Source organism: Streptomyces sp. A0642, from assembly GCF_004795105.1.
Lineage (GTDB): Bacteria > Actinomycetota > Actinomycetes > Streptomycetales > Streptomycetaceae > Streptomyces.
In genome coordinates, this window is sequence record NZ_SSBL01000028.1 from 1 (window position 1) to 23,449 (window position 23,449).

General features: G+C 71.8%; 20 protein-coding genes and 1 other RNA gene. 3 read left to right on the plus strand and 18 right to left on the minus strand.

Going from position 1 to position 23,449, the window contains the following annotated elements; all coding sequences use genetic code 11:
• Positions 1–176: 176 nt before the first annotated feature.
• The 3 genes from E6R60_RS30945 to E6R60_RS30955 form a co-directional block, all read right to left on the minus strand.
• On the minus strand, positions 177–1,811 hold the full coding sequence (locus tag E6R60_RS30945) for a beta-N-acetylhexosaminidase (protein ID WP_136330019.1): 1,635 nt from the start codon (positions 1,809–1,811) through the stop codon (positions 177–179).
• A gap of 230 nt (positions 1,812–2,041) precedes the next feature.
• Complete coding sequence (locus tag E6R60_RS30950) at positions 2,042–2,332, minus strand: DUF3039 domain-containing protein (protein ID WP_136330020.1); 291 nt, start codon at positions 2,330–2,332, stop codon at positions 2,042–2,044.
• Positions 2,333–2,361: 29 nt separating this feature from the next.
• Positions 2,362–2,922, minus strand: coding sequence for a YqgE/AlgH family protein (locus tag E6R60_RS30955; protein ID WP_136330021.1), 561 nt, complete (start codon positions 2,920–2,922; stop codon positions 2,362–2,364).
• A gap of 275 nt (positions 2,923–3,197) precedes the next feature.
• Between E6R60_RS30955 and murA the strand changes: the two genes are divergently transcribed.
• Positions 3,198–4,538 (plus strand): UDP-N-acetylglucosamine 1-carboxyvinyltransferase, encoded by a 1,341-nt coding sequence (gene murA, locus E6R60_RS30960; RefSeq protein ID WP_136330022.1) that lies wholly within the window; start codon positions 3,198–3,200, stop codon positions 4,536–4,538.
• A gap of 126 nt (positions 4,539–4,664) precedes the next feature.
• On the opposite strand, the gene E6R60_RS30965 is transcribed toward murA, so the two are convergent.
• The 6 genes from E6R60_RS30965 to E6R60_RS30990 form a co-directional block, all read right to left on the minus strand.
• Complete coding sequence (locus tag E6R60_RS30965) at positions 4,665–4,946, minus strand: HU family DNA-binding protein (protein WP_003968811.1); 282 nt, start codon at positions 4,944–4,946, stop codon at positions 4,665–4,667.
• A 342-nt stretch (positions 4,947–5,288) separates the two neighbouring features.
• The gene (locus E6R60_RS30970; protein ID WP_136330023.1) at positions 5,289–6,722 is read right to left on the minus strand and encodes an NAD-dependent malic enzyme; all 1,434 of its coding nucleotides are present in this window, start codon (positions 6,720–6,722) and stop codon (positions 5,289–5,291) included.
• A gap of 407 nt (positions 6,723–7,129) precedes the next feature.
• The gene (locus E6R60_RS30975; RefSeq protein WP_136330024.1) at positions 7,130–9,511 is read right to left on the minus strand and encodes a UvrD-helicase domain-containing protein; all 2,382 of its coding nucleotides are present in this window, start codon (positions 9,509–9,511) and stop codon (positions 7,130–7,132) included.
• A gap of 187 nt (positions 9,512–9,698) precedes the next feature.
• A complete protein-coding gene (locus tag E6R60_RS30980; protein WP_136330025.1) occupies positions 9,699–10,604 on the minus strand; it encodes a zf-HC2 domain-containing protein in 906 nt (301 codons plus the stop codon).
• Positions 10,601–11,188 carry a sigma-70 family RNA polymerase sigma factor gene (locus tag E6R60_RS30985; RefSeq protein WP_136330026.1) on the minus strand — a complete coding sequence of 196 codons (588 nt, stop codon included), beginning with the start codon at positions 11,186–11,188 and terminating at the stop codon, positions 10,601–10,603. The genes E6R60_RS30980 and E6R60_RS30985 overlap by 4 nt, the downstream gene beginning before the upstream one ends.
• Before the next feature lie 89 nt (positions 11,189–11,277).
• Positions 11,278–11,904 (minus strand): ABATE domain-containing protein, encoded by a 627-nt coding sequence (locus E6R60_RS30990; protein ID WP_136330027.1) that lies wholly within the window; start codon positions 11,902–11,904, stop codon positions 11,278–11,280.
• Between the two features lie 113 nt (positions 11,905–12,017).
• On the opposite strand from E6R60_RS30990, the gene E6R60_RS30995 reads away from it, so the two are divergent.
• Positions 12,018–12,572, plus strand: coding sequence for a GNAT family N-acetyltransferase (locus tag E6R60_RS30995; protein WP_136330028.1), 555 nt, complete (start codon positions 12,018–12,020; stop codon positions 12,570–12,572).
• Between the two features lie 9 nt (positions 12,573–12,581).
• Here E6R60_RS30995 and E6R60_RS31000 read toward each other — a convergent pair whose 3' ends face one another.
• Positions 12,582–13,148, minus strand: a complete 567-nt coding sequence (locus E6R60_RS31000; RefSeq protein ID WP_136330029.1) for a GNAT family protein — start codon at positions 13,146–13,148, stop codon at positions 12,582–12,584.
• A 138-nt stretch (positions 13,149–13,286) separates the two neighbouring features.
• Here E6R60_RS31000 and E6R60_RS31005 point away from each other — a divergent pair, with 138 nt between their 5' ends.
• Positions 13,287–13,856 (plus strand): anthrone oxygenase family protein, encoded by a 570-nt coding sequence (locus tag E6R60_RS31005; protein ID WP_136330030.1) that lies wholly within the window; start codon positions 13,287–13,289, stop codon positions 13,854–13,856.
• Here the strand turns inward: E6R60_RS31005 and E6R60_RS31010 are convergent.
• The 8 genes from E6R60_RS31010 to E6R60_RS31045 all read right to left on the minus strand — a co-directional run bounded on the left by E6R60_RS31010 (position 13,805) and on the right by E6R60_RS31045 (position 23,422).
• A complete protein-coding gene (locus E6R60_RS31010; protein WP_136330031.1) occupies positions 13,805–14,947 on the minus strand; it encodes a uroporphyrinogen-III synthase in 1,143 nt (380 codons plus the stop codon). The two genes, E6R60_RS31005 and E6R60_RS31010, sit on opposite strands and share 52 nt — an antisense overlap.
• Positions 14,948–15,076: 129 nt before the next feature.
• Complete coding sequence (locus E6R60_RS31015) at positions 15,077–16,408, minus strand: nitrate/nitrite transporter (protein ID WP_136330032.1); 1,332 nt, start codon at positions 16,406–16,408, stop codon at positions 15,077–15,079.
• A 131-nt stretch (positions 16,409–16,539) separates the two neighbouring features.
• Complete coding sequence (locus E6R60_RS31020; RefSeq protein ID WP_240802751.1) at positions 16,540–17,901, minus strand: acyltransferase; 1,362 nt, start codon at positions 17,899–17,901, stop codon at positions 16,540–16,542.
• Positions 17,898–20,090: a glycosyltransferase gene (locus E6R60_RS31025; RefSeq protein ID WP_136330033.1), complete on the minus strand. Its 2,193-nt coding sequence runs from the start codon at positions 20,088–20,090 to the stop codon at positions 17,898–17,900. Before E6R60_RS31025 ends, E6R60_RS31020 begins: the two co-directional genes overlap by 4 nt.
• Entirely contained in the window at positions 20,091–20,798 is a 708-nt protein-coding gene (locus E6R60_RS31030) for a hypothetical protein (RefSeq protein WP_240802752.1), read from the minus strand.
• A gap of 377 nt (positions 20,799–21,175) precedes the next feature.
• Positions 21,176–21,563: a transfer-messenger RNA gene (gene ssrA, locus E6R60_RS31035) on the minus strand.
• 164 nt (positions 21,564–21,727) lie between these two features.
• The gene (smpB, locus tag E6R60_RS31040) at positions 21,728–22,216 is read right to left on the minus strand and encodes an SsrA-binding protein SmpB (protein WP_136330034.1); all 489 of its coding nucleotides are present in this window, start codon (positions 22,214–22,216) and stop codon (positions 21,728–21,730) included.
• Positions 22,217–22,234: 18 nt separating this feature from the next.
• Positions 22,235–23,422 (minus strand): S41 family peptidase, encoded by a 1,188-nt coding sequence (locus E6R60_RS31045; RefSeq protein ID WP_136330035.1) that lies wholly within the window; start codon positions 23,420–23,422, stop codon positions 22,235–22,237.
• Positions 23,423–23,449 lie beyond the last annotated feature (27 nt).

Below are 23,449 nucleotides of genomic sequence, written 5' to 3' on the forward strand. Positions count from 1 at the left end.
TTCGCACCTCTTCGGCGCAGAATACGAATTACCACTGTTCAACGTGCTTGTGTGACTTGTCCGTTCCCGCCGGTGGGCGCTTTCCCCGGGATTCCCGCGGGAGGGGGAAGCCGTCCGGACGGGGCCGCCGCCGCGGTCCCGGGGACCGTGGCGGCGGCAACCCGACGGGTCCGGACTCACACGTTCGGGGGTGTTCCCTCCTTCGGGCGCCCGAGGACCCCGGGGCGCCGCTGCGAGGGCAACGGGCCGCCCGGCGGCCGGTACTCGACGCCGAGCGCGTCAAGTCGCGCGTAGTGCGCGGCCATCCGGCGCTCGAAGTCCGCGAAGTCCCGTTCCCCGGAGGCCGGCAGGGCGGACCAGGCGACCTCGGCGAACGCCGCGAGGCGGGGGAAGGTCTGGTAGTCGACCCGGGACCGGTTCTGCATGACCTCGGTCCAGACGTTGGCCTGGGTGCCGAGGACGTGCCGGACCGCGTCCTCGGAGAGGGCCGGCGGCACGGGCTCGAAGCGGTAGACGTCCTCCAGGGTGCGGACGTACCCGATGGGCATCGGCTCGTCGGGGCCCCCGTCCTGACGGTGGTCCAGATACACCTGCTGCTGCGGGCACATCACGACGTCGTGCCCCGCTTCGGCGGCCGCGATGCCGCCCGCGTACCCCCGCCACGAGGAGACGGCCGCGCCCTCGGCCAGTCCGCCCTCCAGGATCTCGTCCCAGCCGATGAGGCGCCGGCCCCGCGCGGTGAGCCAGGTGTCGAAGTGCCGGATGAACCAGGACTGCAGCTCGTCCTCGTCGGCGAGGCCGAGTTCCCTGATGCGGGCCTGGGCCGCCGGCGACTGCTTCCACTGGTCCTTGGGGCACTCGTCGCCGCCGATGTGGATGAACGGCGAGGTCTGCGCGGGGAACAGCTCCAGCAGTTCCTCGAAGACGCCCTCGAAGAAGCGCAGGGTGTGGTCGGAGGGTGCGAGCACGTTGGGGTTGACGCCCCAGTCGTCCCAGACGGACAGCGCGGCGGTGTCGACGACGTCGGTGTTGCCCAGCTCCGGATAGGCGCTGATGGCGGCCTGCGAGTGGCCCGGGATGTCGATCTCGGGGACGACCCGGATGTGCCGCTCCGCCGCGTACGCCACGATCTCGCGGATGTCGTCCTGCGTGTAGTAACCGCCGTGCGGGGTCTCGTCCCAGAGCTCGGACGCCCCGTGGCCGTACCTGCTCCGCGCACGCCACGCGCCGACCTCGGTCAGGCGCGGGTGGCGCTTGATCTCGATGCGCCATCCCTGGTCGTCGGTGAGGTGGAAGTGGAAGACGTTCAGCTTGTGGGCGGCGAGGAGGTCGAGGTAGCGCAGGACCTCGTCCTTCGGCAGGAAGTGCCGTGACACGTCGAGCATCAGACCGCGCCAGCCGAAGCGGGGGCGGTCCTCGATGTCCGTGGCCGCCAGCGCGGTCCCGGTGCGGCCGCCGACGGGCGCCCGGCGGAATGCCTCGGGCCCCAGCAGCTGACGCAGCGTCTGCGCGCCCCAGAAGACCCCGGCGGGGCTGCCGCCCGTGATCACGGCGCTCTCGTCGGGCTCCGTGGTCAGCCGGTAGCCCTCGGACGCCAGGGACGGGTCGACGCGCAGCCGGATGGCGCGCGCGGCGCCCTCACCGCCCGGGGCGAGCGGCAGGCCGAAGGCGGCGCCGAGCGTGGCGCGCAGCCACCGTTCGGTGCTCTCGGTACCGGGGGCCGCGTCGATGGTGGTGGACGGGTCCAGGACGAATCCGCCCCGCCCCTGGTCACCGGCGCTCACGGGCGCCGGGATCAGTTCCATGTCCATGTGGTCAGTCCTTAACCGCTCCGCCCGGCTCCGGCACCGGCGTCGCTGTACGGGTTACGAGGAAGGCACGCTCCGCAGGGAGGCTAGGTCCGGACCAGGGAACCGACAAGTGGCCCGAACTCCTCCCCGCCGGAGGCGGCGCACGAACGGCGGCCGCACAGCAGAGCCCCCGGGGCGCGCGACTGCGCACCCCGGGGGCTCTCCCGGGCTGTTCTTCCGTACGGCAGGGGCTACTTGTCCTTGCCGCCCTTGCCCTTGTCCTTGTCGCCGCCGGCGCCCATGGACTCGTAGATCTCCTTGCACATGGGGCAGACCGGGTACTTCTTGGGGTCGCGCCCCGGTACCCAGACCTTGCCGCACAGTGCGACCACGGGGGTGCCCTCCAGGGCACTCGCCATGATCTTGTCCTTCTGGACGTAGTGGGCGTAGCGCTCGTGGTCGCCGTCGCCGTTCGACACCTGTGGTGTCGGCTCCACGAGGGTTCCGGTGCCTGACCCGCGCTCGGGCTCAAGAGTGCTCATAACCGCCAAGCGTACTGAAAGCCCGGGCATCAGTTCAGCGAAGGGTCGTCCGGATACGTGGCGATCATGGCCAGTTCGCTGCGCTGGCGGCGCAGGACCGCCCGCCACAGACGCTCCGGGCGGGGCGAGGAGACGTCGCCGGGCTCCGACTCGACGACGTACCACGCGCCCTCGGACAGCTCCGTCTCCAGCTGGCCGGGGCCCCAGCCCGCGTAACCGGCGAAGATCCGCAGCGAGCCGAGGGCCGCGGCCAGCAGCTCCGGGGGCGCCTCCAGGTCCACCAGGCCGATCGCCCCGTACACCCGGCGCCAGCCCAGGGGCCCCTCGTCGCCGGGGATCACCGCCACGCCGAGCGCCGAGTCCAGCGAGACGGGGCCGCCCTGGAAGACGACCTCGGGTTCGCCGGTCAGTTCCGCCCAGGACTCGAGGATGTCGGCGACCCCGACCGGGGTCGGGCGGTTCAGGACCACGCCGAGCGAGCCCTCCTCGTCGTGGTCGAGGAGCAGCACCACCGCGCGGTCGAAATTCGGGTCCGCCAGGGCGGGCGCGGCCACGAGCAGCCGCCCTGTGAGCGAGGACACCTCGGTCATGGCAGAAATGATCCCGCATCCAGGCCCTCCGCGGGGGCCAAGTCACCCTCTCGTCGCGCAACGTGCCCGAGCGCAGCTCAGGGCGTACAGGGGCACGAGGAGCGCACGCCGGGAGCGCCTATCCGGACGGTCACGCTCCGCAAGATCGGGGATGCACAGCGTGTTGTGGCGGATCCAGGACGTTCGCACACCCCCCGCGCCCTTACGGAAGGGGGGTGCCGGGCCATTACCCTTTCGGTTGGCCCCCTGCCCGACCACTCCGGAACGCGAGATTCATGACCGGCACAGACGATGTCCTGCTTGTCCACGGCGGAACCCCGCTGGAGGGCGAGATCCGCGTCCGAGGCGCCAAGAACCTGGTGCCGAAGGCGATGGTCGCCGCGCTGCTCGGCAGCGGGCCCAGCCGGCTGCGCAACGTCCCCGACATCCGCGACGTGCGGGTGGTGCGCGGGCTGCTGCAGCTGCACGGCGTGACGGTCCGTCCGGGTGACGAACCGGGTGAGCTGATCCTCGACCCCACTCATGTCGAGAGTGCGAACGTCGCCGACATCGACGCCCACGCGGGCTCGTCGCGCATCCCGATCCTCTTCTGCGGCCCGCTGCTGCACCGGCTGGGCCACGCGTTCATCCCGGGGCTCGGCGGCTGCGACATCGGCGGACGGCCGATCGACTTCCACTTCGACGTGCTGCGCCAGTTCGGCGCGACGATCGAGAAGCGCGCGGACGGCCAGTACCTGGAGGCCCCGCAGCGGCTGCGCGGCACCAAGATCCGGCTGCCGTACCCGTCGGTCGGCTCCACCGAGCAGGTGCTGCTGACGGCGGTGCTCGCCGAGGGCGTCACCGAGCTGTCCAACGCGGCCGTGGAGCCGGAGATCGAGGACCTCATCTGCGTCCTGCAGAAGATGGGCGCGATCATCTCCATGGACACCGACCGGACCATCCGGATCACGGGTGTCGACCGGCTCGACGGATACACCCACCGGGCGATCCCGGACCGCCTGGAGGCCGCCTCCTGGGCTTCCGCGGCGCTGGCGACCGAGGGCAACATCTACGTCCGCGGCGCCCAGCAGCGCTCGATGATGACGTTCCTGAACACCTTCCGCCGGGTCGGCGGCGCCTTCGAGATCGATGACGAGGGCATCCGCTTCTGGCACCCGGGCGGCGCGCTGAACGCCATCGCCCTGGAGACGGACGTGCACCCCGGCTTCCAGACCGACTGGCAGCAGCCGCTGGTCGTGGCGCTGACGCAGGCCGCCGGCCTGTCGATCGTCCACGAGACGGTGTACGAGTCGCGGCTCGGCTTCACCTCGGCGCTCAACCAGATGGGCGCGCACATCCAGCTCTACCGCGAGTGCCTGGGCGGCAGCGACTGCCGCTTCGGCCAGCGCAACTTCCTGCACTCCGCGGTCGTCTCCGGGCCGACGAAGCTGCAGGGCGCGGATCTGGTCATCCCGGACCTGCGCGGCGGTTTCTCGTACCTGATCGCCGCCCTGGCGGCGCAGGGGACGTCCCGGGTGCACGGGATCGACCTGATCAACCGCGGCTACGAGAACTTCATGGAGAAGCTGGAGAAGCTCGGCGCGAAGGTGGAACTGCCGGGCGGTTCGCTGGTCTGAGGAGGGGTTCCCGGGGGCCCGCCCCCGGGAACCCGCCTCGCGGGCCCGCAGCGGCGTTCTGCGGCCCGCACGCCGAAGGGCGGCCACCCTGGTCGGGGTGACCGCCCTTCGGCGTGCTCAGGGGTGTTACTTACCCTTGGCGGCTTCCTTGAGCTTCGAGCCCGCGGAGACCTTCACGCTGTAGCCGGCCGGGATGTTGATCGGGTCGCCGGTCTGCGGGTTACGAGCGGTGCGAGCGGCACGGTGGGTGCGCTCGAAGGTCAGGAAACCGGGGATGGTGACCTTCTCGTCGCCCTTGGCGACGATCTCACCGACGGTCTCGGCGAGCGCGGCCAGCACGGCGTCGGCGTCCTTACGAGTCACCTCGGCACGGTCGGCCAGGGCGGCCACCAGCTCACTGCGGTTCATGTTGTTACTCCCGTGTTCTTCTTGCCTGTGAGGCGTGAGATCGAAGCCGATGCTGCCAGGGCCCTCGGACAGTCCCCGGACCCGGGTCCGTTTTTCAGACCTTCGCGCCCCGTGGGGTCTCCCCCGGACGAAGTCCTTGGGAAAGCATCCTGCCCCCACCTGCGGCGGGAAAGCCAATCCGGCACCCTCCGGAGCCGGACGAAAAGCACCACTGCCTCGTCGTGGTGACGTTCCGTCGACTCCCCAAAAGCGGTCCGCACCTGCTGCGGGGCTCTGCGGGACGCGTCGCCCGCCCACCCTAAAGGGGCGTTTGGGGCGCCGCGACCCGCGACGCGCCGGTTCTCAGATCGACGTGGGGCCCGTCACAGCCGCACCGGCCGCCTTCGCGGCGTCCCGGACGGCTCCCGCGACGGCTCCGGCGACCTTGTCGTTGAAGACCGAGGGGATGATGTAGTTCGCGTTCACCTCGTCCTCGGCGACCACCCCGGCGAGGGCGCGCGCGGCGGCGAGCATCATCTCCGTGTTGACGGTGCGGGACTGAGCGTCCAGCAGACCGCGGAAGACGCCGGGGAAGACCAGGACGTTGTTGATCTGGTTGGGGAAGTCCGAGCGGCCGGTGGCCACGACCGCCGCCGTCCGGCGCGCGATCGCCGGGTCGACCTCGGGGTCCGGGTTCGCAAGCGCGAACACGATGGCACCGTCGGCCATGGCCGCGACGTCGTCGCCGTCCAGGACGTTCGGGGCCGAGACGCCGATGAAGACGTCGGCGCCCACGACGGCCTGCTTGAGGGTGCCGGTGACGGACTCCGGGTTGGTGTTGTCGGCGATCCAGCGCAGCGGCGAGTCGGGCTGCGCGGAGACCAGGTCCTCGCGGCCCGCGTGCACCACGCCGTGGATGTCGGCGACGACCGCGTGCTTGACGCCCGCGGCGATGAGCAGCTTCAGGATGGCCGTGCCGGCCGCTCCGGCACCGGACATGACGACCCGTACGTCCCCGATTCCCTTGCCCACCACGCGCAGGGCGTTGGTCAGGGAGGCCAGGACGACGATGGCGGTGCCGTGCTGGTCGTCGTGGAAGACGGGGATGTCGAGGGCCTCGCGCAGCCGGGCCTCGATCTCGAAGCAGCGCGGCGCGGAGATGTCCTCCAGGTTGATGCCCGCGAAGCCCGGGGCGATCGCCTTGACGATCTCGACGATGGCGTCGGTGTCCTGGGTGTCCAGGCAGATCGGCCAGGCGTCGATGCCGGCGAAGCGCTTGAAGAGGGCCGCCTTGCCCTCCATGACGGGGAGGGCGGCCATCGGGCCGATGTTGCCGAGGCCGAGCACCGCGGAGCCGTCCGTCACGACTGCGACGGAGTTGCGCTTGATGGTGAGGCGCCGGGCGTCCTCGGGGTTCTCGGCGATCGCCATGCAGACCCGGGCGACACCGGGGGTGTAGATCATCGAGAGGTCGTCACGGTTGCGGATGGGATGCTTCGAGGCCATCTCGATCTTGCCGCCGAGGTGCATCAGGAACGTACGGTCGGAGACCTTGCCGAGGACGACGCCCTCGATGTCCCGGAGGCCTTCGACGATCTCGTCCGCGTGCGCGGTGGAGGAGGCGGCGATCGTGACGTCGATCCGCAGCTTCTCGTGACCGGAAGCGGTCACGTCGAGGCCGGTGACCGAGCCACCGGAGGACTCGACGGCCGTGGTGAGCTGGGAGACCGCTGTGCCGCTCGCGGGCACCTCCAGCCTGACCGTCATCGAGTACGAGACGCTGGGCGCCGTTGCCATGGCCGAGTCCTTCGCTTTCCCTAGCTTCATTGCTATGCGTGGCCGGAACTTCTCCCCCGGACACGCCTGACCGATATTCGCACCTACCGACGGGTAGCCGGTAATGACTGCCACGCTTCGGAAAGTTTTTTCCACCATACGAGATATGGAGGGCGGGACGGAACCCCCGCCGGGTCCGTGAACGAAAACAGACCCGCGCCACCGGAGGGTGACGCGGGTCTGTCTTCTTCAGTTGACGGCACCGACCCGCCATGCTCGCCTCGCGGCAAGTGGTCGCTCGAAGCGACGAAGGTTGGGCCCGGGGGCTTGGATCGAGCCGGTGCCGTACACCAGGCTAACAAAGACCCCGGAGAAGTGATTCCCCCAGCGCGGGTTGACCTGAAAAAGGCTCCCCCGGCCGTGCCCCGTCAGTCCCTGAGCAGGTCCGGCACCCCGTCCTCGTCCGGCAGGTCCCGCTCCCCCGAGACGACCGTGAGCTGCTGGGTCGCCCGGGTCAGCGCCACGTACAGCACCCGCAGCCCCGCCGGGGACTCGTCCGCGATCTCCGCGGGCGAGACGACCACCGTGGCGTCGTACTCCAGGCCCTTCGCCTCCAGGCTGCCCAGCGCCACCACACGCTCGCCGAGCTCCGCCAGCCAGCTGCGGGCCTGCGCCCGCCGGTTCATCGCGACGACGACGCCGACCGTGCCGTCCACCTCGCCCAGCAGCCGCCGGGCCTCCTCCCGCACGGTGCCGGCCAGATCTCCGTCCCGCACGGTCTCGAAGCGCGGCTTCACACCGGTGGAGCGGACCGCCGCCGGGGATTCCATGCCCGGCATGGCGAGCGCGAGGACCTTCGCGGCGAGCTCGGCGATCTCCGCCGGGTTGCGGTAGTTGACGGTCAGCGTGAAATTGCGGCGCGGGCGGCTGCCCAGCGCCTCGTCACGGGCCGCCGCCGCCTCGTCCGGATCGGACCAGGAGGACTGCGCCGGGTCGCCGACGATCGTCCAGGTGGCGTGCCGGCCGCGGCGGCCGACCATCCGCCACTGCATGGGCGTGAGGTCCTGCGCCTCGTCGACGATGACGTGGGCGTACTCCGTGCGCTCCGCCGCGAGCCGCTCGGCACGCTCCCACTGGGTCTCCTCCCGCTGCGGCATCAGCTCCTCCAGACCGGTGAGCTGGTCCAGCGGATCGAACTCGCGCTTGCGCTTGGGCCGGTTCGGGGTGCCCAGCAGCGTCTGGAGCTCGTCGAGGATCGCCACGTCGTGGACGGAGAGCGGTCCCCGGCCCTGCGCGTCCAGCCGCTTCAGGGAGCGCGCGAGCCGGCGCACCTCACCCTGGTTGAGGGTGCGGCGCGCCCAGCGGGCGAGGCGCTTCTCGTCGGCCATGGCCGCGAGCACCCCGCGCGGGGTGAGCTCGGGCCACCAGGCGTTCAGGAATTCGATGAACGGCGTCTCGGTCGAGACGTCCTCGTCGAACGACGAGCGCATTTCGGCCGCGAGCTCCTGATCGGTGTAGCGGCCCCGGCCCGACGACCTGTTCCACAGCGCGTCGAGCAGCAGCTTGCGGGCGCGCGGACGCAGCAGGTTGACCGGTGCGGTGCCGCTGAGCACGTTGTTGCGGATGCGCCGGAGCTCGTCCTCCTGCAGCTCGACGCGGGCGCCGAAGGCCACCACCCTGAGCCGGGTGGGCGGGCCGGCCTGCTGAGGAGCCTCGCCCTCCTCCCCGAAGGCCAGCTGGCCCTCCTCCTGGGCGGCCGGGCGGGCGGGCGGCTGCTCCAGCGCCCCGCGGGCCGCCTTGCGCAGCACGTGGAGCATCCGGGAGGAGCCCTTGATCCGGGCGACGGCGGGCTCGTCGTAGGTGGTGGCGCCCTCGGTGCCGGCCGCCTCGTCGGACAGCGAGCCGACCGCACGGATCGCGACCTGGCCCTCCTCGCCGAGCGAGGGCAGCACGCCTTCGGTGTACGCGACCAGCAGCGGCGTCGGCGAGACGACGAGGATGCCGCCCGCGTACCGCCGCCGGTCCTGGTAGAGCAGGTACGCGGCACGGTGCAGGGCGACCGCGGTCTTGCCGGTTCCGGGGCCGCCGGACACCTCGGTGACCGAGGCCGCGGGGGCCCTGATCACCATGTCCTGCTCGGCCTGGATGGAGGAGACGATGTCCCGCATGGTGTGGCTGCGGGCCTGCCCCAGGGCCGCCATCAGCGCGCCGTCCCCGATGACGGGGAGCGTGTCGCCGCCCAGGTACGCGGTCAGCTCGGGGCGCATCAGGTCGTCCTCGACCCCGAGGACCCGGCGGCCCTTGGAGCGGATGACCCGGCGGCGCACGACCCGGCCCGGTTCCTTCGGCGTCGAACGGTAGAACGGTGCGGCGGCCGGGGCGCGCCAGTCGATGACCAGCGGCGCGTAGTCGGAGTCGAGGACCCCGATCCGGCCGATGTGCAGCGTCTCGGCGATATCGGCGGTGCCGTCCTCCCGCACGGCGTCGTCGGCCGGTTCGACGGAGGTGAACGCGCCGTCGGGGCCGCGCTCACCGTCCTTGCCGAGCAGCAGGTCGATCCTCCCGAAGAGGAAGTCCTCGAACTCGCTGTTCAGCCGGTTGAGGTGGATTCCGGCGCGGAACACCTGGGCGTCACGTTCCGCCAGCGCTCCCGGTGTACCCACCTGGCCGCGCTTGACGGCGTCGTTCATAAGAAATTCCGCCTCGTGGATCTTCTCCTCGAGGCGGTGGTACACACGGTCGAGGTGTTCCTGCTCGACACTGATTTCCCGGTCCCGCAACGAATCGACAGCGGCATCCTGCGCGGCCACCGAGGCCCCCTTCTGACGTGCATTGAGCAGCCGTCCAGCGTATGCGAAGGGGGGCCGTCGCGCACCTGCCGCGCGCATCGATCTTGGCGCGCCGGGATATCGATTGCGTGTCGGCGGTGCGGGGAGTGGCCCGGTGGGCTGCGTGTCGGCGGTCCGGGGAGGGGCCCGGCGGACGCCACGGACGGCCTCAGACGCCGACGCTCACCAGCCGTTCGCCGTCGAACGTACGGACCTCGAAGTGGTCGATGTCGGCCCGGTCCATGGCGGCTCCGCCGTGGACGTACAGCGGGTACCTGGCGGTGGGATGGGTGGAGTCCGCGATGCCGTAGCCCCATTTCGGGACGGACCAGGAGGTGACGACCTCCTCCTCGCCGGTCTTCGAGACGGCGACCAGCCGGCACTTCTGCGGACCCTTCACGTTCTTCAGTTCCAGCACGGTGTGCGTGCCCCACGCCTTGGGCTCCATGCCGACCGTGGCGTCGACCGCGGTGACGGGATCGGTCGCCCGCGCCTTCTCCTTCATGTGGTGGAAGAAGGCGTCCTCGGCGGGGCTGGTGGGGTGCGGGTCGGCCGCCTCGACACTGCTCGTGCCGCCTCCGGTGGCCATGACCGCGACGACCGGCCCGCCGATGATCAGCGCCGCCGCCGCCGCGACCAGGTACCTCCCGCGCCGGGTGCGCCGGGCGCGCTTGGCCGCGACCTCGTCGACCAGGGAGTCGAGCACCCGGGGCGCGGGCGGTGCCGGGACGTGCGGGACCGGGCGGGCGCCGGGCACGGCGGCCGGGGACTCGGCGAGCATCGCGAGCATCGGCTCCAGGCCCGCGAACTCGTCGAGGTGGGCGGCGCAGCGGGCGCACCCTGCCAGGTGCGCCTCGAACGCGGCGGCCTCGGCGCCGTCCAGGAGGCCGAGGACGTAGGCGCCCGCCGCGTCGTGTCCGGCCTCGTCCATGGGACCGCCGGGCGAGGGTACGAAGGGGCCGGAGGGACCGCCGGACGACGGTGCGAAGGGGCCGGAGGGGCCACCGGGGGGTGCGAAGGGGCCGGAGGGACCGGCCGGCCGGGGCCCGAAAGGCTCCCAATCCTGGTCGCTCATGCCGTGATCCCCCTCTCTTCGAGTGCGAGCTTCATCGAACGCAGTGCGTAGAAGACCCGGGACCGCACCGTGCCGCTGGGTATCCCGAGCACCTCGGCCGCCTCGTTGACCGTACGGCCCTTGAAGTAGGTCTCGACCAATGCTTCCCGGTGCGCCGGGGTCAAATCTTCGAGCGCGTCCGAGAGCGTCATCAGCCACAGCGCCTTGTCGATCTCGTCCTCCGCGGGAATGACCTCCAGTGGCGACGGGTCGACCTCGTGCGGCCGGGCCTGCCGGCTGCGGTGGCCATCGATGACGATGCGCCGGGCGACCGTCACCAGCCAGGGCCGGACGGAACCGGTGGCCCTGTTGAGCGAACCGGCGTTCTTCCAGGCACGGATGAGTGTTTCCTGCACCACGTCCTCGGCGCGCTGTCGGTCGCCGGCGACGAGGCGGAGTACGTACGCGAGCAGAGGTCCGGCATGTTCGCGGTAGAGCGCCCGCATCAACTCCTCGTCGGGGACGGCGGAGGGTGACGGGGGCGGCCCACCGCGATGCCGGGCCCTGTGCGGACGGTCATCGGCCACGGCCGCATCCTTGCGCACCCGAACCTCCCGGTCGAGACCCTGTCGAGCTCCTTGGTCATCGAATACGGGGCTGCGGGGCGATTCATTCAACGCGCGTCCAAGATTCTTTACGTCTCCGCGCCCCCCGGCCGTTCCGGGGAGGCGCCGGCCGGGTCCGTGTGGCGGCGCCGGTGCCGGGCGACCCGTTCGCGGTTGCCGCAGACCTCGCTGGAGCACCAGCGGCGGCGCCGGCCGCGCGAGGTGTCCAGGTAGACGCGGCGGCAGTGGTCGCCCTCACAGCGGCGCAGCCCGGCCAGGGCGACCGGATCGGTGAGGAGTTCGACGGCGTCCCGGGCCACGGCGGCCAGCAGCGCGGTGCAGCCGGGCGCGGCGCTCAGGCCGCGCACCAGGGCGCCGTTCCGGGCGCGCACGGCGCACAGGCCGGGCGGTGCGCCGGCGGCGAGCGCGTTGACGCGCTCCAGGGCGCCGTCCGCCGGCCGCCCGCCGAGCTGCGCGGTCAGCAGCCGGTCCACGGCGCTCCTCAGCTGCCGGAACCGCAGGAGCCAGTGGTCGTCCACGACGTCCAGCGGGGTGCCCGGCGGGACGGCTCCGGCGGCCACCAGCCAGTCGGCGAGCCCCTCGGGCCGGTCCAGCGGGTCGGCCGCGCCCGGGCTGCCGGCTCCCGTCGCGACCAGGTCCAGGCAGAGCCGGCCGGTGTCGAACCGCCAGTCGTACGAGCCCCTGCGCGTCGCCATGCCCATGCCACCGCCTCGGGTCCGGTCGCCGTCCCCACCAGAGTGCCCGGCGCGGCCCCGGGCCGTAACCCCTGCCGCGCGGGCCGCGCCAACCCGCCTCGTACGATGGGCCGGTGAACGGCCTCCCGCGCGACGCCCGGCTCCGGACCGGGTCCCTGGTGCTCCGCCCCTGGCTGCCGGGCGACCTCGCCGTCCTGCTGGACGCCTACCGCGACCCGGCGATCCAGGCCGGATCGCGCGCCCCGGTGGCGGACGAGGAGGCCGCGGCGCGCTGGCTGCGGGGCCAGGAGGAGGGCCGGGCGTCCGGGCTGCGCCACAGCTTCGCCGTGGTGGACACGGCCCTCGGGGACGGGCCGGTCGGCAACGTGGTCCTCGTGCTGCCCGCGCCGGGCTCGGCCACGGCCGAGGTCGGCTACTGGACGACGGCGTCCGCGCGCGGCCGCGGCATCGCCCCGCAGGCCCTCGGCGCGCTCACCGACTGGGCGTTCGCGGAGTGCGCCGGTCACGGACTCGTCAGGCTGGACCTGCTGCACCAGGTGGACAACACGGCGTCGTGCCGGGTGGCGGAGAAGGCCGGGTACGGTTTCGCTGAGGTGCTGCCCGCCTGCCCCCCGTGGCCGCTCGACGGCCACCGCCATGAGCGCCGGGCCACCGGGCACGGCGGCTGACCCGCGTCCTCAGACCCCCGTCACCGGGCCGTCGTGCAGCAGGCGCTGGAAGAGCCGGTGGTCGCGCCACTCGCCGTCGATGTGGAGGTAGCCCGGGGCCAGGCCGATCTGCTCGAAGCCGCACTTGGCGAGCACCCGCTGGGAGGCCAGGTTGTACGGCAGCGTCCCGGCCTCGATCCGGTGCAACCGGAGCTCGTCCCTGGCCAGTTCGCAGATCCGCCGCACCGTGGCCGTGGCCAGCCCGCGCCCCGCGAAGTCCACGTCGACCCAGTAGCCGAGGGCGGCGCTGCGAAACGGCCCGAGCACCACGCCGTTGAGGGTGAACGCGCCGATCGCCCGGTCGTCCCCGTCGCAGAGCACCCACGGCATCGCGCGCCCCGCGTCCCGGTCCGCCAGCGCGCCGGCCAGCCGCTCGCGCTGCCCCTCCTCGGTGTAGAAGGCGTCGGGCCGCTCGGGCTCCCAGGGCTTCATGTACGTGCGGCTGCGGGTCAGCGACGCGGCGAGCGCGCCCGCGTCGGCCAGGACGACGGGCCGGAGCCGTATCTCCGCGTCGATCCGGTGTGCTTCCTCGATCATCCCGGCACGGTATCCCGGCGCGGCGCGGAGCCCGCACGGAACCCGGTCCGGTGCCGGGTCCGCTCCGTTGGACGTACGCGAAGGCAGCTGCGCGCCTGAGCCATGGAGCGGGCCGGGCGGCACGACTTGACTGAGCACATGACAACCAACGGGCCCGACCGGCCGACCTCCGTCCTCCCCCGCCTCGTCCTCGGTGGCGCCGCCCTCACCACCGGCCTGATGGCGGGCACGTTCTACGTCTTCTCCTGCGCGGTCATGCCGGCGCTCGGCCGGAGCGACGACCGGACGTTCATCGAGGTGATGCAGAACATCAACGACGTCATCGAGAACCCGCTCTTCTTCGCCGGATTCTTCGGCGCGCTGCTCCTCACCGCGGCCGCCGCCTGGCAGCAGCGCCGCTGTCCGGGCCCGCGCCGGTGGATCCTGGCCGCCCTGGCCGTGTACGCCCTCGCCTTCCTGCTCACCTCGGGCGTCAACGTCCCGCTGAACAACGCCCTCGCGGACGCCGGAGACCCCGCGCGGATCGCCGACCCCGCCGCCGTCCGGGACAGGTTCGAGGACGTCTGGGTCGCCTGGAACGCCGTCCGTGCGGTCCTGTGCACCGCCGCCCTCGCCCTTCTGCTGCGGGCGTCGTTCCACGGGGGCGGACGGCGCTCTCAGGAGTCGGCGTACTTGGCGTCGGACGCCGGGTCCAGGGCCAGCCGGTAACCGCGTTTGACGACGGTCTGGATCAGCCGGGGAACCCCGAGCGCGGTGCGCAGCCGGGCCATCGCCGTCTCCACCGCGTGCTCGTCCGTACCGCTGCCGGGCAGGGCGCGCAGCAGGTCGGCCCGGGCCACCACCCAGCCCGGCCTGCGGGCCAGGGTGTGCAGAAGGGCCATGCCGGCGGGCGGCACCGCGCGCAGTTCGTCGTCGACCAGGACGGCGTGGCCGCGGATCTCGACCCGGTGGCCGGCGACCGGCAGGGTCCGTGCCCGGGCGGGCAGTTCGCGGCAGATCAGCTGGACGAGCGGGCCGAGCCGGAAGCGTTCCGGCTGGGCCGTGTCGATGCCGCGGTCCTGGAGCGGGAGTGCGGTGACCGGTCCGACGCAGGCCGAGAGGACCTCGCCCTGCAACGCGTCCAGCAGCTCCGCCAGCAGCCCGCGTTCCTCGGCCCGGCGCAGCAGGGAGACCGCCGCCGGGGCGCTGGTGAAGGTGAGCGCGTCCAGGCCGCGGGCGACCGTGATGTCGATGAGCCGGTCGAGGGGGGCGATGTCCTCGGGCGGCATCCAGCGGTAGACGGGGACGCCGATGACCTCGCCGCCGGCCGCGCGCAGCGACTCCACGAAGCCGGGGAGGGGCTCGCCGTGCAGCTGGAGGGCGATGCGGCGGCCCTCGACGCCCTCCTCCAGGAGCCGCTCCAGCACCTCCGCCATGGATTCGGACGCCGGGGACCAGGTCTCGGTCAGCCCGGCGGCGCGGACGGCGCCCTTGACCTTGGGGCCGCGGGCGAGCAGTTCGACGCCGCGCAGGGTGTCGAGCAGCTGTTCCCCGATGCCCCAGCCGTCGGCGGCCTCGATCCAGCCGCGGAAGCCGATCGCCGTGGTCGCGAGGACCACGTCGGGGACGGTGTCGATGAGTTCCTTGGTGGCGGCGAGCAGTTCGCTGTCGTCGGCGAGCGGCACGATCCGCAGGGCGGGCGCGTGCACCACGGTGGCGCCGCGCCGCCGCAGCAGGGTCGCGAGCTCGTCCGCCCGGCGCGCGGCGGTGACACCGACCGTGAAGCCCGCGAGGGGCCCGTGCTGTTCGTCGTCGTGCATATGGTCTACCCGGCTCTCGTCCCGCTGCTGCTCAGTGATGCGGAGGTCCGAGCCTGCCAACGAAGCGTGACAGGCTCGGTTCACCCGTATTTCCCCCCCGTTACGTCACCCGACATCCCGAGGCCGTCGTCACACCTCGGCGTAGTTGAGCTGGGGCTTCGCCGGGACTTCCGCGGTGCGGCGAAGGTATACCGCCCAGGTGAGCGCGAAGCACACCCCGTAGAAGACGAGGAAGGACCAGAAGGCCGCCGTCCCCGTGCCGGAGGTCTGGAAGGACTGCCGGAAGGCGAGGTTGATGGCGAGGCCGCCGAGCGCCCCGACCGCGCCGATGAGGCCCATCGCCGCCCCGGACAGCCGCCTGCCCTGGGCCGCCGCCTCCTCGCCGCGCAGGCCCTGGGCGATCGCCTTGGCGTGGAAGATGCCCGGGATCATCTTGAAGGTCGATCCGTTGCCGAGCCCCGTGAGGACGAAGAGGGCGGTGAAGCCGATGAGGAACACGGTGAGCGATTCGATGCCGGAGGCGTAGACGACGACGCCGGTCGCGGCCGCCATGGCCGCGTAGTTCCCCAGCGTGATCCGGGCGCCGCCGTACCGGTCGGCCAGCCAGCCCCCGACGGGCCTGATGAGCGAACCCAGCAGCGGGCCGATGAAGGTGAGCGAGGCGGCCTGCAGCGGCGTCCGGCCGAACTGGGTCTGCAGGACGAGACCGAAGGCGAAGCTGTAGCCGATGAACGAGCCGAAGGTGCCGATGTAGAGCACCGCCATGATCCACGTGTGCGGGTCGCGTGCGGCGTCCTTCGCGGCCCCGGTGTCGTTCTGCACGGGCGCCAGGTTGTCCATGAAGCGCGCCGCGCACAGGCCGGCGACGACGATCAGCGGGATGTACACGCCGAGGACGATCCGCGGGTGCATGGCGCCCGCGGTCCCGATGACCAGCAGCCCGACGAGCTGCACGACCGGCACCCCGATGTTGCCACCGCCCGCGTTCAGCCCGAGCGCCCAGCCCTTCTTGCGCAGCGGGAAGAACGCGTTGATGTTCGTCATCGAGGAGGCGAAGTTGCCGCCGCCGATGCCGGTCAGGGCCGCCACGGCCACGAAGGTCGGGTACGAGGTCCCCGGCTCCATCACGAGGAAGGCGGCGACCGTCGGCACCAGCAGCGTGAACGCGCTGAACACCGTCCAGTTCCGGCCGCCGAACCGGGCGACGGCGAAGGTGTACGGAATCCTCACGAGGGCCCCGACCAGGGTGGCGGTGGAGATCAGGAAGAACTTCCCGGCCGGGTCCACCCCGTACTCCGGCCCCATGAACAGGACCATCACCGACCACAGGGTCCAGATCGAGAAACCGATGTGCTCGGAGAGTACGGAGAACCACAGGTTCCGGCGGGCGATGGGCTCGCCCTTCTCCCGCCAGAACGTCTCGTTCTCGGGATCCCAGTGCTCGATCCAACGGCCAGCCATCACGCGCCTCCACGGGTGGTCGGGGTGTTGTCCCCGACGCTAGGCAGCGCGCGTTTCGGTGCGGTGCCGCGAGGTGACCGGTGCGCAACCTTGCTCTCACCGGGCCGCGGACGGCCCGGTGAGACGGCGGCTCAGCGCCGGCGCGCGCCCCTGGACACGGCGTCCGCGCGGCTCCCGGCGGCGTCCTTGGACCTCTGCCCGTTGGGCCAGAGTCTCGGGCGGCGCTTGGCGGCCACGTCCTCGATCCATCCGACGGCGAGGATCATCAGCCCGATCAGCGGCCAGACGACGATCAGCGCCAGGGCGTTGTCCGAGGCGTCGATGTAGGTGCCGAGGTGGTCGCCGACCCACGGCACGTTCCACAGCTGGTCGATGAGCAGGAATCCGGCCATCAGCAGCAGGTTGTGCCAGAGGTAGATGGTCACGGCCCGGTTGTTGGCCAGAGTCACCAGGCTGTCCCAGCCCGCCAGCCGGCCCGGCAGCTGCCGCCAGGAGGGCGCGTACTGCAGGAGGATCACACAGAAGCCGAGCGACCAGGCGGCCTGGGCGAGGGGGATCTCGTCGAGGTTCCACCCCTCCTCGCTGAGGTGCCCGGAGGCCCACCAGAGCGCGAAGGCCATGAGGAACGCCGCCATCGAGACGGTGAGGTAGCGCGGAACGGTCCGCAGCAGCCCCTCGTGGTGCGCGAAGCCGAGGATCCAGCAGGAGCCGAACACGGCGAAGTCGACCAGGCCCTCGCCCGCGGTGCCCGGCACGGTGACCAGGCCGGTGCCGATGACGGCGGTGAGACCGATCGGGGCCAGCAGGGTCACCCAGGGGAGCTTGCGGAAGGCCTTCAGCAGAAGCGGTGAGGCCAGCACGAACCACAGGTAGGCGCGGATGTACCAGAGCGGTCCCATGGCCTGCTCGGCCCAGGACGTCTCCAGGTAGCCGCCCTCGGAGCCGTTCTCCCACGGGAAGGGCGGCGTACCGACCGGGAGCAGGTAGCAGCCCAGCTTGAGGAACCACCAGACGCCCTCCTCCCGGACCGGCTTCCAGCCGAGCCAGAAGATCACGGGCACGACGACCGCGAGGAACGCCCACATCGGCGGGAGCAGCCGCCGCAGCCGGCCGCGGACGACGCTCCACGCGGGCCGCGCCAGGGACCGGGCCATCAGTGAACCCGCCAGGGCGAACATGACGCCCATGGACGGGAAGGCGATGGTCAGCCAGGCCCAGCCGAAGAGGTGGAAGACGACGACGCGGACGAGCGCCACCGCACGCAGCAGGTCGAGATAGCGGTCCCGGCCCGATGCCGTCGCGGCGGGCGGCGCGGCGTCCGGCTCCGGCGCGGGCGCCACGGGAGCGGCGGCCTGGCTCCAGGGCGCCGGCCCGGGCTGCCGGGCCCCCGCCCCCGGGCGGGGCGGCCGCGTCCCGCCCGGCGTCTGTACCGGGAACGGCATCGTGTCCTGATCCAGCGGCGGCTGCTGCGGGCGGGCCGAGGGGTGGGTCATGCGACGGGCCTCCGGTCATTGCTGCGCCGGCTCTGGCTCGGCATCGAACCGGGTGCCTCCACGACCCCGGTACGCCGCAGCTTCTGCCAGCGGAGCCGGCCGCCGGTGAGAGCGGTGATCCAGGACTGGAGCAGCACCACGTACATGAGCTGCCGGTAGAGGATCTGCTGGAGGGGCAGCGAGAACAGATGGGTCATGCGCTCCCGGTCCAGCCGGAAGGCGTACGCGGCGCAGATGCCCTGCACCGCGAGGACACCGAACCAGGCGACGATCGTCTGCTCGGTGGGGCCGAAGACGAGCCCGTACAGCAGGAAGACGTCGATGAGGGGGGCGAGCAGCGGCGCGACGACCATGAACAGGGCGACGAACGGCAGTCCGACGCGTCCGAAACGGCCGGACGGGCCGCGCTCGATCACCGCGCGGCGGTGCTTCCAGATGGCCTGCATCGTGCCGTACGACCACCGGTAGCGCTGCGACCAGAGCTGCTGCACGGACTCCGGCGCCTCGGTCCAGGCGCGGGCGTTCTCCGCGTACACGACGCGCCACCCGTCCCGGTGCAGGCCCATCGTGACGTCGGTGTCCTCGGCGAGGGTGTCCTCGCTCATGCCGCCGATCCGGTTCAGCGCCTCTCGGCGGAACGCCCCCACCGCGCCGGGGATGGTGGGCATGCAGCCCAGCATGTCGTACATCCGGCGGTCGAGGTTGAAGCCCATCACGTACTCGATGTGCTGCCAGGCGCCGATCAGCGAGTCGCGGTTGCCGACCTTGGCGTTGCCCGCGACGGCCCCGACCCGGGGGTCGGCGAAGGGCTGCACCAGTTCACGGATGGTGGACGGTTCGAAGACCGTGTCGCCGTCCATCATCACGATGATGTCGTAGCGGGCGTGCGCGATGCCGTTGTTCAGGGCGGCGGGCTTGCCCGCGTTGCGCTGGCGCACCACCCGGACGCCCCGCAGCCGCATCCGGTCGACGAGGTCCGCGGTGCCGTCCGTGGAGCCGTCGTCGATGACGATGACCTCCAGCGGGTAGTCGCTCGCCATCAGCGAACGGACCGTGTTGGCGATGCACTTGCTCTCGTTGTACGCGGGCACCAGGACGGACACCGGGCGGGTGAGGGGCTCGCCCCATGTGAAGTCCCGCTTGCGGACCCGGCGGGCGTGCGCGAAGGACAGCAGCAGCATCAGGCCGAACCGGGCCAGGACCAGCACCCCGATGACGGCGAGGCCCACCACCAGTACATCGGTGATGTGCTCCGAGACCTCCACGGCGTAGACGAACGCCTTGCCCTTCCAGAGCGCGTAGCCGGTGACCGGGGTGTGCGCGCTGGGGGCGCCGAGGGCGTCGGTGAGGTTGGTGAACTCATAGCCCTGGGCCTGCATCTTGGGCAGGAAGTGGCCGAGCGCGGCCACGGTCTGGGACCGGTCCCCGCCGGAGTCGTGCATCAGGACGACGGCGCCCTTGCCGTGCTTCGGCGTGGCGTTCCTGGAGATGACCCCGACGCCGGGCCGCTTCCAGTCCTCGCTGTCGGTGTTGTTGACGACGGTGAGGTAGCCGCGGCTGCCGATGTACTGGGTGACCGGCCAGGACTTGTCGTCCATGGCGTCGGCGAACGACGAGTAGGGCGGCCGGAACAGGGAGGTGCGGATGCCGGCCGCGCCCGCGAGCGCCAGCTGGTTCTGCGACAGCTCCCAGTCGATGCGGCTGGTGGACTGGTAGGAGAGGTCCGGGTGGTTGAACGTGTGCAGCCCGACCTCGTGCCCCTCCTCGACCATGCGCTCGACGAGACCGGGGTAGCGCGAGGCCATGGTGCCGGTGACGAAGAAGACGCCGTGCGCGTCGTACTCCTTGAGCTTGTCGAGCACGCGCGGGGTCCACACCGGGTCGGGACCGTCGTCGAAGGTCAGCACGATCCGGTGGTCGGGTATCCGGAGGGTCTTGGCGGGCTCGGTGGCGCTGCGCGCGTCGATGACCGGGCCGCCCTCCAGCACCTGCTCGGGCACCTGGTCGGTGGCCGCCGGTGGCTGGATCCGGTGGTCGGCGAGGATTTCGCTGTGCACGTAGCCGCGCAGCATCAACATCGCGAGCAGGGCAACGAGGAACAGGAACGGCAGCATGTAGCGCATGGGGAGCCTGCGCCGCCGGGTCTGCTTCTTACGGTGGTGCCTGCCCCGCGGGGCGGGGTTGGTCATCTAGCTGGCGCCTTCTTGCTCGTGCACAGGAGGGTCCGGAGTTCCGGTGGGTGAGGTCGCGTGGCCCGGGGGCGTCCTCGACGGATCGGCGCTCGGCATCCCGGGGCCGTCCGCGACAGGTGCGGAGGGAGTCGTCGTATCGGCCGGCGTACCGCTGCTGGTGCTGGACCCGGGGGCGGCGTCCGGCGCGGACGGCGGGACGGTGGCCGGGGCGGTGGCCCCGGTACGTGTCGCCGGAGAGCTGCCGGAGCCGGTGGCGCCACTGGGAACGGCCACGTGCCGGCCGCCGGTCTGCGGGGTGACGGACGGCGTCTCGACGACCCCCGTGGCACCGGATGAGACCTGGGCGTCCGGGCTCGCCGCGGGCGTGGCGGGCGTCTGCACCTCTTCCGCCTTCTGGTGCCCCTCCTGGCCGGAAAGCGGCAGGAAGGGCGCGCTGGAGTTGCCGCCGAGCAGGGCGATGACGAGCGTCACCGCGTACCCGACGAAGAGCGCGGCCAGTACCCAGCCGAGACGCCGGAGCGTCTTGCTGCGGCGACCGCTCTCGTCGACGAAGACGGGACCGTCGGAGCCCTCCGGAACGCCGGGTTCCGGGAGCAGCTCGGAGAGCTGCCGTCCCAGTCCGTCGAGCTGGATGGTGACTTCGTTGGGTTCGTGGGTGTGTCCCGAACGGGCACCTTCACGCCAAGTTTCCACTGATGTACGCACTTCCCCCACTCAGGATCCGGCGCGCACACCTACGTTCGTGCGTCGTCGGACCGGGGCCCCCACCTGGTCCGCGCGCCCCTCCCACCGTGCACCCGGGCCATGAATGTAGCGCACGCCGAGGCTGCTCCGACCCCTCGGTGAGGTGTTGTACATCATGAGAGATACATCCGTTTTCGAACCGTGGTGCGGGGCCTGCCCCGGGCGGGTGAGCGGCGGGAGCGCGGCGTGTGAGCGCACGCCGGTGCACACGCCCCGCACGCCCCGCACGCCGGACGCGGCCGGCCGTGCGCGGCACGCCGGCCGGGGCTCGCGAGGACCGGACAGCAAAAACGAGGACCCCGCTGCCGGTGGCAGCGGGGTCCTCGTTCACATGGGAATTGTGGAGATGGCGGGAATCGAACCCGCGTCCAACGGTGCGGAACCAGGGCTTCTCCGAGTGCAGTTCGCTGCGCTTTTCTCGGCCCCGGAGGTCACGCGAACAAGCCTCCGACAGGCCCAGTCACTGTTTGATTTCCTTCCAAGCCCCGTGACCGGGCTTAGAAGTTTAGATCCCTAGTTGATGCCAGGATCCGGGTCGGGATCACCCCCGGGCTGACACTCCGCAGAGTCTTCGCTCAGCTGCTAATTAGGCAGCGAGGGCGAAGGCGGAGGAATCGCGCTTAGAAGTGGCGATTATTGTTTGCGACATATGGTTTACGAGATCATTGTCGCTTCCTCGACTCGCTTCCCCTGCTTCGACATCCGCTGTCGAAACCGATCATCCCCATGTTGATTTTTCAAGGTGGTGCCTCACCCCGTGGGGTGCAGTGCCATCGTACGTGACCAACGTACGACGATGCCAGCGTATTCCCGCCGCACCGGCCGGCAGCCCCGGGCGAAGGCCTCCAACGCGCTCCGCCGACGGCGGTGGGCCCGGGCGCGCGGACCGCTCACGCGCTCCGCTGACGGCGGCGGGCCGCCGAGATCGCCCGGTTCGTCTCCCTCGTGTCCTGCTTCTCGCGCAGCGTCTGCCGCTTGTCGTACTCCTTCTTGCCCTTCGCCAGCGCGATCTCGACCTTGACCCGGCCACCGGTGAAGTACAGGGCGAGCGGCACGATCGTGTGCCCGGTCTCCTGGGACTTCGACTCCAGCTTGTCGATCTCGGCCCGGTGCATCAGCAGCTTGCGCTTGCGCTTGGCGGAGTGGTTGGTCCAGGTCCCCTGGACGTACTCCGGGACATGGACGTTGTGCAGCCACGCCTCGCCGCCGTCGATCTGGACGAAGCCGTCCACCAGGGAGGCCCGTCCCATGCGCAGGGATTTGACCTCGGTGCCCATGAGGACGAGACCGCACTCGTAGGTGTCGAGGATGGTGTAGTCGTGGCGCGCCTTCTTGTTCTGCGCGACCATCTTGCGCCCGGTGTCTTTTTCCTTAGCCATAGTGCGGCCATTTTCGCACTACGACCCACCCCCGAGGCCACTCAATACCGTCTCGGCCCGCTGCTGGGCCCGCGCGCTCACCTCGAGGTCGGGGGTGATGCCCCGGCCGTCGACGCTCCGGCCCGCCGGAGTGCGGTAGTGCCCCACGGTCAGCTCGGCCACGGAACCGCCCGCGAGCCTGCTCGGCATCTGGACGGATCCCTTGCCGAAGGTGCGTGAACCGACGGTGACCGCCCGGCCCCGGTCCTGCAGGGCGCCGGTGAGGAGCTCAGCCGCGCTCATGGTGCCCCCGTCGATGAGGACGACGACGGGGCGCTCGGTGTCGCCCCCGGCCTCGGCGTACAGCGCGCGCTGCTCCCCGTGCACGTCGTACGTGGCGACCAGGCCGCCGTCCAGGAACGCGGAGGCGGCGGTGACGGCCTCGGTGACCAGTCCCCCGGAGTTGCCGCGCAGGTCCAGCAGGACGCCGGCGCCCGCGGGCGCCCCGTCGACCGCGTCGCGCACGGCGGCGCCCGATCCCCTGGTGAACGAGTCGACCTGGATCAGCACAGCTGCGGAGGAATCGGAACGGTGCGGTCCGAGCCGCCGCACGGAGACGGCCTCGGTGGCCAGGCGCGCCCGCCGCAGCGTCTCGGTCCGGGTGACGGAGCCCCGCTGGACGCCCAGCACCACGGTGGTACCGGCGGCGGCGCCGGTGCGGTCACCGCGCAGCAGCGCCACCACGTCGGAGACCGGGCGCCGGTCGACCCGCCGGCCGTCGATGGTGCGCAACAGATCGCCGGCGCGGATCCCCGCCCGCCCGGCGGGGCTTCCCGGCTGGACCCGGGTGACGGTGACCAGCCCGTCCGCGGACCGTCTGGCGGCGATCCCGACGCCCGTGTACGAGCCGTCGAGGGCCTGCTCGAACTCCTGGTACTCCCGCTCGTCGTAGACCGCGCCCCAGCGGTCCCCGCTGCGGCTGACGGCCTCCTCGGCCGCCTCCGTACCGGACTTGCCGTCGGCCACGGCCTCGGCGGCGGCGTCGGCCACCGCATCGCGGTCGGCGGCGGAGGCGACGGACCGGGTCTCTATCTCGGTGCTCCGCCCCTCCCCGTACGGCAGCGCGCCGATGGCGGCGGCCGTGGCGAGGACACTCGCGAAGACCAATGTCAGGGCCGCCCCGCGGCGGACGCCGCGGGGCCCGAAACGGTTCTCAGGGCCCGGCATGGCGCCGAGTCTAGGACAACGCCCCGA

Coding starts and splice junctions, on each gene's coding strand:
- E6R60_RS31045 (WP_136330035.1), bottom strand. CDS start 23,422: ATGCCGGGCCCTGAGAACCGTTTCGGGCCCCGCGGCGTCCGCCGCGGG.
- E6R60_RS30990 (WP_136330027.1), bottom strand. CDS start 11,904: ATGGCGACGCGCAGGGGCTCGTACGACTGGCGGTTCGACACCGGCCGG.
- murA (WP_136330022.1), top strand. CDS start 3,198: ATGACCGGCACAGACGATGTCCTGCTTGTCCACGGCGGAACCCCGCTG.
- E6R60_RS31005 (WP_136330030.1), top strand. CDS start 13,287: ATGACAACCAACGGGCCCGACCGGCCGACCTCCGTCCTCCCCCGCCTC.
- E6R60_RS31010 (WP_136330031.1), bottom strand. CDS start 14,947: ATGCACGACGACGAACAGCACGGGCCCCTCGCGGGCTTCACGGTCGGT.
- E6R60_RS30955 (WP_136330021.1), bottom strand. CDS start 2,922: ATGACCGAGGTGTCCTCGCTCACAGGGCGGCTGCTCGTGGCCGCGCCC.
- E6R60_RS31025 (WP_136330033.1), bottom strand. CDS start 20,090: ATGACCAACCCCGCCCCGCGGGGCAGGCACCACCGTAAGAAGCAGACC.
- E6R60_RS31020 (WP_240802751.1), bottom strand. CDS start 17,901: ATGACCCACCCCTCGGCCCGCCCGCAGCAGCCGCCGCTGGATCAGGAC.
- E6R60_RS30965 (WP_003968811.1), bottom strand. CDS start 4,946: ATGAACCGCAGTGAGCTGGTGGCCGCCCTGGCCGACCGTGCCGAGGTG.
- E6R60_RS31000 (WP_136330029.1), bottom strand. CDS start 13,148: ATGATCGAGGAAGCACACCGGATCGACGCGGAGATACGGCTCCGGCCC.
- E6R60_RS30950 (WP_136330020.1), bottom strand. CDS start 2,332: ATGAGCACTCTTGAGCCCGAGCGCGGGTCAGGCACCGGAACCCTCGTG.
- E6R60_RS30945 (WP_136330019.1), bottom strand. CDS start 1,811: ATGGACATGGAACTGATCCCGGCGCCCGTGAGCGCCGGTGACCAGGGG.
- E6R60_RS30970 (WP_136330023.1), bottom strand. CDS start 6,722: ATGGCAACGGCGCCCAGCGTCTCGTACTCGATGACGGTCAGGCTGGAG.
- smpB (WP_136330034.1), bottom strand. CDS start 22,216: ATGGCTAAGGAAAAAGACACCGGGCGCAAGATGGTCGCGCAGAACAAG.
- E6R60_RS31015 (WP_136330032.1), bottom strand. CDS start 16,408: ATGGCTGGCCGTTGGATCGAGCACTGGGATCCCGAGAACGAGACGTTC.
- E6R60_RS30980 (WP_136330025.1), bottom strand. CDS start 10,604: ATGAGCGACCAGGATTGGGAGCCTTTCGGGCCCCGGCCGGCCGGTCCC.